Source organism: Chryseobacterium sp. TB1-D10 (genome assembly GCF_059803555.1).
On sequence record NZ_JAPFHB010000016.1, the window covers coordinates 1 to 13,044 of the forward strand.

Here is a 13,044-nt window from a genome sequence, read left to right on the forward strand (position 1 = left end):
ATTCCGAACACAGAAGTTAAGCCCTCTAGCGCCGATGGTACTGCGAAAGCGGGAGAGTAGGTCGCCGCCAGTTTTTTTAAGCTCCTCATCATTCATTTGATGAGGAGCTTTTTTTGGTATATACCCATAAAGGATTATTGAATTAGGGAGTTGCTTTTAGTAGAAAAAATGAAATAAACTAATTCAGTTTGAAAAACTTGAGAAACCACTCAAAACTTAGTAATTATTAATTTTGTTATCTAAATTTTAATAAGACAGATTATGTCAGAATTTATCAGAATTTAATTCTTTAGTATTAATGAGAAATAGCAATAGAATAATTTACTTTCGAAGGTTGAAATGCTTAGGCATCTAGCTTTTCGGCAATTGCGATAATTAGAATATTATGTAGAATTAAATGGATATTTTATTAAACGAAATTTTGGTTTAAGAAATATTTAGATATTAAGAAAAAAGAGAAGCGCTGTAAGCCGGATTCTGTCGAGACTTGTTATTTATCTGCGTCTTACATTGCTGCAAAACTTTAGCTGATTACCCCTCGGTTTTCAGAACGAGCCGCTCCTATTTTCATTACTGAAAAGAACCGATATACTTATCATTGCACCGCATAGAGTTTACCTGGTTTCACTACAGCCGAACTGTACTTGCTTTCTGTTGCACTTGTCCTACTCTCACGAATGGCGGACGTTATCCGCTATGCTGCCCTATGGTGTCCGGACTTTCCTACCCAGAATGAATCTGAATCAACAAGTCACGCTTCTCTGAACAGCAAAAGTACTCAATTCTACCTTAATTTTTAATCATTTTTTTAGATAAAATATGCGCTCCTTTTTTGTATACATTGATAGTATAAGTTTGAGTATTTAATTTAGAAATATCAATCTTATCCTGCTTACTAGAATTTATAGTTTGTTTCTTAATAAGCCTACCGGAATTATCTAGTATTTCCACATCAATTTTTTCATTGAATATCGATTTGCTTTCTACAATGATGTAGTCTTCGGCTGGATTTGGATAAAGAATAAAATTGTATTCATCACTTTTTATATCAGAAACACCGAGCTGTGTTTTGTTAATCGTCCATGTAATAGTGGAAAGATGAATGGTACTGTGATTATTAGTCCTTACCATATCCGTATTATCATAAACGCTAAAGAGAATATTATTTGTTCCTAAGTTAAGTTGAGAGGATTGTATCGTAATATTACTTACGTCTGTAGCGACATTAGCATTATTAAGTTTCCATTCATTTTTTAATGTGTTAGGAATTGGGAAGATTAAATTGACTGATAAATCAATCACCTGGTTTGTCGTTATCGTAGCAGAATTGGACGGCAGATAACTATCAATAGGGTTTTTGACAGTGTGAATTTTTTCGACCAAAGTTTCCTTACAAACATTACAAAATTGCCTGTTCAGATAACGCATCTCACAGTTTTGATGTGGACGATACCATGCCGTATTTTCTGCAAATTGATAGATGCCAACATTTCCTGTATTCAGCCAGTTTTTCCAGCGGATTGTTTCAGGATCAAGCGTTTTAGTCTTATTTGGAGATTCGCCAGAACCAGAAAACCAATATTCATCTGCCAATTTTCCGAATGAATGTCCCAACTCGTGATAAGCTACATCCGGAGCCTGCTCGTTTCTTGACAGGAAAGCATAAGTTCCTCCACAGCCACCATACTCGGTATCATTTCCTAAAACCAAAGCGATATCAAACTCAGGCATATTTGCAGCTAATGTCTGGGTTACTTTATTCACGCTACCGTATATACAACGATGTGTTCCGGAAGTATCGTAAGATGTACTCAGATAATTATTGGGATTGGAAATAGGAATTACAGGCTCCGTAACATCAGAGGCTGTTCCCGGGTGCTTTATACCACTTTCTAAAGAAATCACTTTGAGTGCATAGACATTGAAGTAATTTTTGTAATTAGAATATGGCTGCTTATTCATCAAATAATCTGAGACAAATGTTGCATCTGCCAAAAAGGTAGATTGCTCAGAAGCAGTGTAACCATCGCCTAAAATTACCAAATTGATTCTTTTGTCTTTGGTTCCGTTTTCTAAAAGTGGAATCAAATCAAATAATTGTGCATTTGCTATATTAAAAAACAAAAAAGACAGTAAATAAAAATATTTCATAGTTATAATTTTAGAGTGAAGATTAAAAACGATTTATCATTTTCGGATTTATGGATTTCTAATTTTGAGATATTCCCGGAATCATTATAGCGATAGAAAAATTCAGCTTTGGATAACTTTCCGATTTGCTTTTCCATTGAACTTTCGGTGTAAGATTCAAAAACAGGAGATAATGGATTGTCAATAATTGATGTCTTAAAGATTTGATCATTTTTGTCAAACAGAATTATTTTATAAAAACTGTTGGTGATGTCTTTTGCAGTTCCAAAGTCTTCATTCTTGAAAAATCCTTCAGATACTTTTTTATCTGTTAATTGCACAATATCTTTTCCATCAGCAGATTTTTCAACTTCGAAGAATAGATAGACCATTTGAGGCTTAACATTTTCATTTGTCCTTTGATTTTCTGCTGAAGAATGAACTGCTGATTGATTTGTGCATGCCAATATCACAGTCAGAAGGGAATAAAAAAGAATTTTGTTAGTTTTATTAATGATCATGGATCAAATATAATAATTAATGTCTATTTAAAATCCAAATTACTTATCAATTTGATAATTTTTAATCTGAATGGTTTTGATTATTACATTAATAAGTGTTGTTTCACAAAAACGGAATAAATCCTTATCTTCGTTTCCGGAATGGAGAACAAACAGAAAGCATTTTCTAAATTAATAAAGGATAATCAAGGGCTTATTATCAAAGTCTCGCGCCTTTATACCCATTCTCTGGAAGATCAGGAAGATCTTTTTCAGGAAATTGTGTTACAACTTTGGAAATCCTACGACTCATTCCAGGGTAATTCAAAAATTTCGACGTGGATGTATCGTGTGGCTTTGAATACGGCGATCACATTATTCAGAAAAAAAACAAGACAGCCACAAACCGATGAATTGCAGGATTTCCACAGTAAAGATTATCTAGAAGATAATGACGAAAAACAACAGCAAATCTCTTTACTTTACAAGGTTATAAAGCTTCTGCCAGACGTAGAAAGAGCGATAGTGATGATGTATCTGGACGACGAACCTTACAAAGAAATTGCTGAAACGCTGGGGATAACAGAAGTGAATGCCCGCGTGAAAATGAACAGATTGAAGAAAATTTTAAAAGAATTAATGATAAAGCATGCCTAACTCAGAAGATTTTGATATCGATTCTCTAAAAAAAACCTGGCAGGATCAGGAAATTGCTGATGATTATGATCAGAACGAAATCGAATCTATGCTTAACAAAAAATCCAGAAACTACGTCAAGTATATTCTGTGGATCAGCATTGCCGAATTTGTAATCTTTGGATTAATCAATTTCTTGGCGCTGTTTTCTACAGATTTTCAAACGGATTTTACAAGTATTCTTAATAAGCTCCAGATCAGAAATCAAAATGAAGTTGAGTTTTCATTAGATAAAATTTATTATTTGATGAAGATTTTCAGTTTGATCATAACCGGAATTTTCGTTGTAATTTTCTACCTGAATTATAAAAAAATAAATGTAGAGTCCAACCTCAAAAAGTTTATCACTCACATCATCCATTTCAAAAAGACAGTTAATCTCTTTATATTCAGTAATATATTTTTGCTGATCCTGTTCATCGGAAGTTTCACAAGTTTTTTGGTCTTTACCATCAAGAAACAAAATATTCACGTTGATAATCCTACTTTCTGGGGATTGGTAACCGGTGTGGTTTTCAGTTTATTAATCTGTATTATTTTGATTTTGCTTTATTACAAATTAGCGTACGGACTTTTATTAAAAAGATTGTCTGTAAATCTGAAACAACTTGAGAAAATCGATTCCGAAAAAGCTTAATAAATGTCATAGAATATTGATTATCATTAGACTAAGATTTCAGACATTTTCCTTATCTTTGCACCCAATAAAAGATCTTTGAAATGCTGGGAAGAAGACAAATCCGTGAAAAAATTGTAGAATCGCTCTATTCTTATTATCAAAACCCGATTAGGTTTGAAGTTGTTGAGAAAAATATGTTCTCAGAAATCAACAAAATCTACAATCTGTACATCTACACACTCAACTTTATGGTTGGTCTCAAGAGTTTGACAGAGGATCAAATAGAAATTGGGAAAAACAAATACATAAAAACTACGGAGAACGAAAATCCAAATCAAAAATTAGTAAGAAACCAAATCCTGATTCAGTTAGAAGATAACGAAGAAAGACGAAGTTTCTCCAGCAAACACAAAGACTTGATTTGGGATTCCAATGATCCGATTTTGGTAAAAACTTTTCAACGTATCAAAGCTGGAAAACGTTACCAGGATTATATGGAAGACGGTGAAATCTCTTTCGAGGATGATCAAAAATTCATTGGTAAACTTTTCCTAAGATATGTTGCTGAAAACAGTGATCTGCACGACAGATTCGAAGAAAAAGAAATGTCATGGGCAGATGATCTTCACATTTCAAATTCTATGATTCAGAAGACTATTGGTTTTATGAAAGAAAATGAACCTTCTCATACACTTATCAAAATGCTGAAAGACGATGAAGACGAGGAATTTGCAAGAAAACTTCTAAGATCTTCTCTGAACAACTGGGAAGAATCTGAGAAAAAACTGCAGGAACGTTTGGTGAATTGGGAATTGGACAGGATTTCTCTTTTGGACAGGATCGTTCTGATTGCAGCCATTACAGAGCTTGACCATTTTCCTCTTACAGCCTCCAGAATTATTATTAATGAATATATTGATATATCCAAAGTCTACGGAACCGAAAAATCCAATATCTTTATCAACGGTGTTCTGGACAAATATACTAAAGACACAAACCGAGTATAATTAATTTCAAAATAAATCTATATGAAATCAATCAAAATTATCGTTATCGCAGCACTTTGCACATTAGCTTTTTCTTGTAAAAAAGAAGAAAAAACTTTGGATCATATTCCCGGAGAAGATTCTGCTCAGGCAAAAACTGTGGTTGAAGCAATGTCTCAGGAATCTGTAAATCCTGAAGATGCAGCCTTGGTAAAAGAAGCGCAAAGCAAACCATTGACAACTATTGCCTTCAGCGAAACAGATCATAACTTTGGCGATATCAAAAAAGGAGAAAAAGTAGAACATATCTACGAAGTGACCAATACAGGAACAAATCCTTTGATCATTTCTAACGTAAAACCAGGTTGCGGATGTACAGTTCCTGACTTTACAAAAGAACCGATCTTACCAGGTAAAAAAGGGAAAATTACATTACATTTCGATTCTACAAACTTCGATGGCGCTGTTAACAAAGTGGCAGATGTTTTCGTAAACGTAGAAAAAGCACCAGTAAGATTGACATTCTCAGCTAACATTACTCAATAATACAAATTATGCTAACAATATTTTTACAAGCCGCAGCGCCTCAACAATCCATGATGCCGACGATGATTATGATCGGGTTGATGGTCGTGGGATTTTACTTCCTGATGATTCGTCCTCAGATGAAAAAACAGAAGCAGGAAAAGAATTTCCAGGAAGCTTTGAAACCAGGTGCAAGAGTAGTGACTACGTCCGGAATGCACGGCAAAATCTTCAGCATTGCAGATGATGGAGTCGTAATTGAAACTTTAAGTGGAAAACTGAAGTTCGAAAAAGCAGCTATTTCTAAAGATTTCACCGCTGCAAGATTCCCGGAAACTTTCGGAGAAATTAAGAAGTAAGAATTTTTATAAATAAAAAAAGGAGCGAAATTATTAAGTTTCGCGTCTTTTTTGTGAGGTAAATTTTAAAAAGCTAATAACCAAAAGTAGTTAGCCAAAAGCGAATTACTTTGTTACATTATCAATGAATTCCAAAATAGAATCTTTGCTCCAATCCATCGAGCTATCTTCCTTTTTTAGGATTCTTCCGTCTTTTCCAATCAGATATGAAGTTGGGAAAGCAACAGGTAAAATTTTAGGGTCTAATGGACTTTCTGCAATATAAACCGGAACCGTATAATTATTTTCTTTCAGGAATTTTTTCACATCTTCCTCCTGATCTTGCATCGCAATCAGGGCAAATTCCAATTTATCTTTTTTCAGGTCATATAGTTTCTGAATCGTAGGCCATTCAGTTCTGCAAGGTGGACACCAGGTCCCCCAAAAATTCAAGAACAAAACCTTTCCACGCAGGTTTTTCAGATTCGTACTGGTTGTGTTGATACCTTTTAAATCAATATCCAAAACCTCATCAGGAAGTAAGGTTTCATTATTGATTTTCGACACAGTAGGACTCATCGAAATTTGTTCTGAGACAAAATCACGAAGCGGTTTTATCAATGAAAAAGCTGATAAAACAACGACTAGAACAATATAGATTATATTTTTTTTCAGAAAATTCATTTTATTATAAATTTAAATTTTATTGAATTCCTTTGTATTCAAAATAGTTTCCTTTTTTTTGATAAACCAATCTTTTTGAGGTCACTTCTCCCTTCTCATTAACAAAAGGAATATAAATAGAATTCGATTTATCATCAAATGTAATCAATTCCAAAGGACGTTCCGGACGATTGACAACGCTGAAAAAATCAAAAGAGGACTCAATTCTGTTCAAAGTTTCTTTTTTAGTTTTGAAGATTTTATCCGTATCAATCAATTTTGAATTTTCTATTCTAAAAGCTTGAACGGCTTGCGAAGCATCTTTCGTAGAAAAAATTCCGTTGGAAATTATGAGGTAATATTTTTTATTATTAAGGTTGACATCAAATATATTCGAAACAAAATAAGCATCACGATCAGAATTATTTGAAATCGTAACAACTTTTCCATTGGATTGAAACTGAATAATTTGTGCGAAATTTTTCATTGTGCCGCCCATTTGGGTGTCCCAAGAATAGAATCTCAATTTACCATCTTTGGAAGTCGCAACCGACAAACCTGACTCTTTTTTAACTTTCTGAAAATCGTAATTAAAAGTTTTCGGATTTTTAGAAAGAAAATCTTTAAAGGTCTCGAAATAATCTAGTGAAAGATTTGCTTTTACTTCCGAGTCTTGCTCATTCGATATTTTTCGATATTTATCAATGAAAAAATTTTCTGTCTTGGGCAAATTTCCAACCTGGGAAAACGCAAAATGCGAAGTCAAAAAGAATAATATTAAAAAGAAACTTTTTTTCATTTTTTTTAAATGATTTCAAGAAGTTCTGCAATGGTATCGAAACCTCTGTTTTTCGCATAATAAGTCTGCAACTCCACATAGAATTGGTCTTTTGTGAATTCCTCAGGATTCGCTTTATGCTTATTCAGAAGTTCGGTTCCGTGTTTTGGTCTCGGTCCCCAATGTGCAATCTCGTTGAAATTTTCATCAAGGAAAATCACAATTGGAATCGACTTTCCGCCGTTTACCAAATAGTTATCAATCAAACTTGGTTCCTGGTCACGGTAAGAAATCCTGATTTCGAATTGTTCAAAAAACTTAACCACAACCGGAATTACCTGACTTGCATCGCCACACCAGGATTCTGATATAATTAATATTTTCCCATTGAAGTTTTTCTTAGCTAAAGTTGCAACCTGTTCAGAGTTTGGAAGATATTTTTCCCACATTCTGTTCATTCTCTGGATTCCCAATCTGTAATATTCTGCATAATCTGCTTCGTGTGAGTCCGTCGGATTTCCCAGTCTTTCTCCAGCATTTGTTAGATAATCTGTATAAGAAACAGCGTTGTCCCAAAATGATTTGATGTCCATTATATTTTTCTGGTTTTATTAATTAAATACATATCTGCCAAAACAAAAGCCGCAAGACTTTCCACAATCGGAACCGCTCTCGGAACCACGCAAGGGTCGTGTCTTCCTTTTCCTTCTACGGTCACAGATTCGCCATCTTTATTAATGCTTTCCTGCCGGCGAAGAATCGTAGCAACTGGTTTAAAAGCTGCCCGGAAATAGATATCCATTCCATTCGAAATCCCACCTTGGATGCCGCCGGAAAGATTACTTTTTGTAGTTCCATCTTCGTTGAAAAGATCATTGTGTTCACTTCCTGTCATTTTCGCACCACAAAATCCACTACCATACTCAAAACCTTTGCAGGCGTTGATATTCAGCATTGCTTTTCCCAATTCGGCGTGCAGTTTATTAAAAATCGGTTCGCCCAATCCAACCGGAACATTCTTGATAACACAAGTCACAGTTCCGCCAATCGTATTACCTTCTTTTTTGATTTCTTTGATTCTTTCAATCATTTTCTCCGCCGTTTCCTCATCGGGACAACGAACGATATTACTTTCGGTTTTAGAAAAGTCCAAAGCCTGATATGGTTTCTCACAAAATATTTCACCAACCGAAGAAACATAAGCATTGATTTCAATCTCGGGAAGAAGTTGTTTTGCTAATGCACCTGCAACAACCCAATTCAAAGTTTCACGAGCAGAAGATTTTCCGCCACCACGGTAATCACGGATCCCGAATTTCTGATCGTAAGTATAATCGGCGTGACTTGGACGATAAGCTTGGGCAATATGGTCGTAATCTTTGGAACGTTGATTTTCATTTTCTACAATGAAACCAATTGGCGTTCCTGTAGATTTTCCATCAAAAATTCCGGATAGAAATCGAACTTTATCGCCTTCTTTTCTTTGCGTAACAATCGCAGATTGTCCGGGTTTTCTGCGGTCAAGCTCCAGCTGAATTTTCTCTATATCTATTTCCAGACCAGCAGGAAAATTGGTAATAATTCCGCCATAAGCTTCTCCGTGACTTTCGCCGAACGAAGAAAGCGTCAAAAAGTTTCCTAAAACATTAAACATAAATAGAAGTTAGATGTGAGAAATTAGAGGTTAGATTTTAAACTAAATATATTTTCTAAATGCTCTGATTTCTTAAATAACAACAAATTTACGGATTTTAAAATGTATTGATATCTAAAATCTGACTTCTAATCTCTATTTTTACGATATGAATTTCAACAAAACGGTCTTGATTCTCGGTGCCAATTCGGATGTGGCGAAACAATGTATTTTGCAATACTTGGAAAAAGGATTTTCCATCATCGCATCTTCCAGAAATCTGACTTCTTTGGAAAATTTCATCAATGAAAATCAATTAGATAAATCAAAAGTTGAAATCAAATTTTTTGATGCAACGGGCTTTTCTTCGCATCAAAAATTTTATGATGAATTATCCATCAAACCAAATATAGTTGTTTACGCAGCAGGTTTTTTGGTTGAAAATCAAGAAGCTTTGAAAAATTTCGAAGGCACTTTTGAAATGATGAAAACCAATTACATCGGAGCAGTTTCTATTTTAAATATTATTGTGACAGATATTAATAATAAAAATTTAGAAAGGATTATTGGTTTGTCATCTTTATCAGGTGTTCGTGGGCGGAAAAGTAATTTCGTTTACGGAAGTACAAAATCAGCTTTTACACAATATTTAGCGGGACTTCGGCAAGAACTTAACTCAAGAAAAATTAAAGTCAATGTTTTGGTTATCGGTTACATCAATACCAAAATCAATGCTGGTTTGAATTTGAACAAATCTTTATTAATGGAACCGGATTATGTGGCGAAACATATTGTGAATGCCGGAAATTCATTCTCCATCGTTCCGAACTGGAAATGGAAAATCATCTATTGGATTTTGAAATTGTCTCCGGAATTTCTTGTCGCGAAGTTACCATAAAAAAAGCGAAGAATATTTTCTCGCTTTCTTATTTTAATATGTTTTCAAAACTCGTTTTCGATCACGTTTTTCAATATAATCCAAAACCGCTTCTTTCGTTGTCAACCAGTTTCGGCCTTCTTTGAAAGCATCAATCTTGCCTTGCCTTGCAAGCAAACTCACATATTCCTGACCGTAGGGTAGCTTTTCTTCCTCAATGATGTTAGAAATAGGACGGTAATCATCGTAAGTATTGTTGAGTGAACCGAGATAAATATCCAAACTTCTTTCCAAGGCTTGCAAAATGAGCAACACGATTTTTGCGTAATTTCCGTTGTTAGCAGAATTCAAAGCATCATAATATTTTTTTCTGTCATTTTTAAGGATGATTGCAGGCGGAAAACCTTCTTTCATCAACAGCAAATTAAAAAGCAAACGCGCTGTTCGTCCATTCCCATCAAAAAACGGATGAATCCAAACAAAACGATGATGAAAAATGGCAGATTTTAAAATGATATTCATTTCTGAATTGTTTGTCCAATCTGTCAATTCCGTAATGTATTCGTCAATCTTCAGAGCATTTGGCGGAACAAAATTCGCTCCGGAAATCCGAACGCCAGAAGTTCTGAAACGACCTGCAAAATCTTTTTCAATTTTCTGAAGAATCAATTCGTAGATATTCAAAATATCGGTTTCCTTCAAAATATAGTTATCCGATATTAAACTTTCTACCAATTCAATCGCTTCTTGGTGATTTACGGCTTCAAAATGTTCTCGCAAAGATTTTCCTTTGATGGTAAAACCTTCTTCGATAACCATTTTGGTCTCCTGAAGCGTCAAAGTATTTCCTTCAATACTGTTTGAATTGTAGGTCCATTCTATCATCAGACTTTCCTTAATGCTCTTCAAGGCGTAAGTTGGAATTGGGCGCAACTTGTCCAACTCAGTTTTTTTTTGCTGAATTCTTTCGAGTTGTTTTTCAAGGCCTTCAAAGTGATATGGATATTCTTGCCATTTCATACCACAAAATTACAATTTAATTTTTAATATCGGTTAAAATTAAAAATGGATTTATCCGATATTAACATTTATTTTTGAGAATAAAATTTACTGTAGAGATTTATGATAAGCCAACGCAATATGGATTTCAAAATAAGAAAATCCTTCGCCTAATTCCTCTTTGATAGCTTTTAAGGATGGAATGTTTTGAGCTTTTGCAATTTCAATAATCGGTTCTATCTTGCTCATATCAATCAATTCGTCAGCTTCTATTTTTCCAATGGCAACAAAATTTGCCAAATGATTTTGAATGGTGTTGATAGAAAGATTTCTGATTTTAGCGATTTGTTCTACATTGTTTCCGTCTTTGTACAATTCAAAAGTCGTCGCAAAAGTTCCAGATGTCTTCGTATTGGTATTTTTAGGTTCTCGTCTTTTCTTCGGTTTTTTCTCAACAATTTTACTACTCAAATGATGAACGTTGCAATAATCTAAAATAGTTGGAAGAAATATTTCCCCATATTTTTCAATTTTAAAAGCACCGAAACCGCTTATCTGACTTAATTCTTCTTTAGTATTGGGAAGATAAGTTGACAATTCCAGCAAAGTCGCATCTGAGAAAATAACATACGGCGGCACATTTTCTCGTTCGGCGATTTCTCGTCTTAAAGTTCTTAGTTCCGCAAATAAATCTTCATTTGCATCAAAGTCTGGAGCTGAATATTCGTTCTCAACTTCAGCAACAATCACGGCTTTGGCTTGTTCTTTTACTTTTCCGAAGGTGACTTTTTTATCTTTAAATAAAACCAATTTGCTCTCTTCATTCAGTTTTAAAACCGAAAATTCTTCATTTGACTCACTCAAAAAACCATTAATCAACAATTGTCTTATCAAGTTTTGCCAATAATTTTTATCCTGATTGTTTCCAATGCCGTAAGTTGGCAAACTGCGCATATAGTCTGTGATTTTCACACTTTTGGAACCTCGCAGAAAATCGATGATTAAGTTTTTTCCGTACCGTTCTTTGAGTCTAAAAATCGCGCTCAATAATTTTTGAGCATCAGTTGTTGCGTCCCAAGTTTCAAATTCACTTAAACAAAAATCACAGGAATTGCAGTTTCCATCGTGTTTTTCGCCGAAATATTCCATCAGATATTGTCGTCGGCATTTTTGCATTTCGGCAAAGTCGGACATTTGTTTTAGCTTCTGCAACATCAGTTCAGATTGCTCCTCGTTGCCTTCTACCATTGCAAATCTCCTCAATTTTATCACATCAGCAAATGAATAAAACAAAATCGCTTCACTCGGCAAGCCGTCTCGCCCAGCTCTTCCCGTTTCCTGATAATAACTTTCGATATTTTTGGGTAAATCTGCGTGCATCACAAAACGGACATTGCTCTTGTCGATTCCCATTCCAAAGGCAATCGTAGCAACCATTACCCGGGATTTATCCTTCAAAAAATCTTCCTGAACTTTCGCTCTTTCCACGGAAGAAATTCCAGCGTGGTAAAAAGCGGAATTGATGCCATTTTCTCTCAGATTATTAGACATTTCTTCCGTTCCTTTTCTCGATAAACAGTAGATAATTCCCGAATCGTTCGGATGCTCATTGAGATATTGAATGATATTTTGGAAGACAGATTGTTTTGGCTGTACAAAATATTTGATATTCGCTCGGTCGAAAGAAGAAATCAAAACCAACGGATTTTGAAGATTCAATTGTTTGATAATGTCTTTCCGCGTGATTTCGTCTGCACTTGCCGTCAATGCGATGATTGGGACGTGTGGAAATTGCTTTTTAATTCCATTTAAAAATAAATAATCCGGACGAAAATCGTGACCCCAATGCGAAACACAATGCGCCTCATCTACCGCGAACAAGGAAATATTGACCTCATTCAGCAATTTTAAAAACGCACCATTATCTGAACTCAATTTTTCTGGCGCAACATATAAAAGTTTGAGCTGACCGTTTTTTAATTGATTTAAAGTTTCATTTTGCTCAAAAACAGACATCGAAGAATTGATGTACGACGCAGAAATTCCGTTCACGCGCAACGCATCAACTTGGTCTTTCATCAAAGCAATCAACGGAGAAATGACGATGGCAGTTCCTTCCAAAACCAATGCAGGAACTTGGTAACAAAGCGATTTTCCACCTCCTGTTGGCATCAAAACAAAGGTGTCTTTTTTCGAAATTACATTTTCAACTGCGTTCGCTTGCTCGAGGCGGAAACTGTCGTAGCCAAAATATTGTTGTAATATTTCTAATGGAGATTTCATCATTTAAAATTTTGTGT

The 13,044-nt window shown here is 34.8% G+C and carries 14 protein-coding genes, 1 rRNA gene and 1 other RNA gene; 7 read left to right on the plus strand and 9 right to left on the minus strand.

Features of this window, described 5'->3' with window-relative positions; all coding sequences use genetic code 11:
• Positions 1 to 73: ribosomal RNA gene (rrf, locus tag OPU68_RS17130) — 5S ribosomal RNA — on the plus strand; the annotation flags it as partial.
• A gap of 377 nt (positions 74 to 450) precedes the next feature.
• Here the strand turns inward: rrf and rnpB are convergent.
• From rnpB to OPU68_RS17145, 3 genes are all read right to left on the minus strand, one after another.
• Positions 451 to 763: RNase P RNA component class A (gene rnpB / locus OPU68_RS17135), an RNA gene on the minus strand.
• A 26-nt stretch (positions 764 to 789) separates the two neighbouring features.
• On the minus strand, positions 790 to 2,151 hold the full coding sequence (locus OPU68_RS17140) for a M64 family metallopeptidase (protein WP_498475163.1): 1,362 nt from the start codon (positions 2,149 to 2,151) through the stop codon (positions 790 to 792).
• A gap of 2 nt (positions 2,152 to 2,153) precedes the next feature.
• The gene (locus tag OPU68_RS17145; protein WP_498475164.1) at positions 2,154 to 2,522 is read right to left on the minus strand and encodes a hypothetical protein; all 369 of its coding nucleotides are present in this window, start codon (positions 2,520 to 2,522) and stop codon (positions 2,154 to 2,156) included.
• A 270-nt stretch (positions 2,523 to 2,792) separates the two neighbouring features.
• Here OPU68_RS17145 and OPU68_RS17150 point away from each other — a divergent pair, with 270 nt between their 5' ends.
• From OPU68_RS17150 to yajC, 5 genes are all read left to right on the plus strand, one after another.
• On the plus strand, positions 2,793 to 3,287 hold the full coding sequence (locus tag OPU68_RS17150; RefSeq protein ID WP_063970253.1) for an RNA polymerase sigma factor: 495 nt from the start codon (positions 2,793 to 2,795) through the stop codon (positions 3,285 to 3,287).
• Positions 3,280 to 3,963: a DUF8845 family protein gene (locus OPU68_RS17155; RefSeq protein ID WP_498475165.1), complete on the plus strand. Its 684-nt coding sequence runs from the start codon at positions 3,280 to 3,282 to the stop codon at positions 3,961 to 3,963. Before OPU68_RS17150 ends, OPU68_RS17155 begins: the two co-directional genes overlap by 8 nt.
• Before the next feature lie 83 nt (positions 3,964 to 4,046).
• Positions 4,047 to 4,952, plus strand: coding sequence for a transcription antitermination protein NusB (locus OPU68_RS17160; RefSeq protein ID WP_498475166.1), 906 nt, complete (start codon positions 4,047 to 4,049; stop codon positions 4,950 to 4,952).
• 21 nt (positions 4,953 to 4,973) lie between these two features.
• Positions 4,974 to 5,477, plus strand: coding sequence for a DUF1573 domain-containing protein (locus OPU68_RS17165; protein WP_498475167.1), 504 nt, complete (start codon positions 4,974 to 4,976; stop codon positions 5,475 to 5,477).
• Positions 5,478 to 5,485: 8 nt separating this feature from the next.
• Positions 5,486 to 5,815, plus strand: coding sequence for a preprotein translocase subunit YajC (gene yajC / locus OPU68_RS17170; protein WP_498475168.1), 330 nt, complete (start codon positions 5,486 to 5,488; stop codon positions 5,813 to 5,815).
• 105 nt (positions 5,816 to 5,920) lie between these two features.
• Here yajC and OPU68_RS17175 read toward each other — a convergent pair whose 3' ends face one another.
• Genes OPU68_RS17175 through aroC form a run of 4 tightly spaced genes read right to left on the minus strand, consistent with a single transcriptional unit; the run spans position 5,921 to position 8,889 of the window.
• Positions 5,921 to 6,478 (minus strand): TlpA family protein disulfide reductase, encoded by a 558-nt coding sequence (locus OPU68_RS17175; protein ID WP_498475169.1) that lies wholly within the window; start codon positions 6,476 to 6,478, stop codon positions 5,921 to 5,923.
• 19 nt (positions 6,479 to 6,497) lie between these two features.
• Positions 6,498 to 7,256, minus strand: a complete 759-nt coding sequence (locus tag OPU68_RS17180; RefSeq protein WP_498475170.1) for a hypothetical protein — start codon at positions 7,254 to 7,256, stop codon at positions 6,498 to 6,500.
• Positions 7,257 to 7,261: 5 nt separating this feature from the next.
• On the minus strand, positions 7,262 to 7,828 hold the full coding sequence (locus tag OPU68_RS17185) for a thioredoxin family protein (protein ID WP_498475171.1): 567 nt from the start codon (positions 7,826 to 7,828) through the stop codon (positions 7,262 to 7,264).
• Positions 7,828 to 8,889, minus strand: a complete 1,062-nt coding sequence (gene aroC, locus OPU68_RS17190; protein ID WP_498475172.1) for a chorismate synthase — start codon at positions 8,887 to 8,889, stop codon at positions 7,828 to 7,830. The genes OPU68_RS17185 and aroC overlap by 1 nt, the downstream gene beginning before the upstream one ends.
• 148 nt (positions 8,890 to 9,037) lie before the next feature.
• Between aroC and OPU68_RS17195 the strand changes: the two genes are divergently transcribed.
• Positions 9,038 to 9,766: an SDR family NAD(P)-dependent oxidoreductase gene (locus OPU68_RS17195; protein ID WP_498475173.1), complete on the plus strand. Its 729-nt coding sequence runs from the start codon at positions 9,038 to 9,040 to the stop codon at positions 9,764 to 9,766.
• A gap of 33 nt (positions 9,767 to 9,799) precedes the next feature.
• Here OPU68_RS17195 and OPU68_RS17200 read toward each other — a convergent pair whose 3' ends face one another.
• Together OPU68_RS17200 and recQ are read right to left on the minus strand one after the other, a co-directional pair.
• A complete protein-coding gene (locus OPU68_RS17200; protein WP_498475174.1) occupies positions 9,800 to 10,765 on the minus strand; it encodes a Fic family protein in 966 nt (321 codons plus the stop codon).
• Between the two features lie 87 nt (positions 10,766 to 10,852).
• Positions 10,853 to 13,027, minus strand: a complete 2,175-nt coding sequence (gene recQ / locus OPU68_RS17205; protein ID WP_498475175.1) for a DNA helicase RecQ — start codon at positions 13,025 to 13,027, stop codon at positions 10,853 to 10,855.
• Positions 13,028 to 13,044 lie beyond the last annotated feature (17 nt).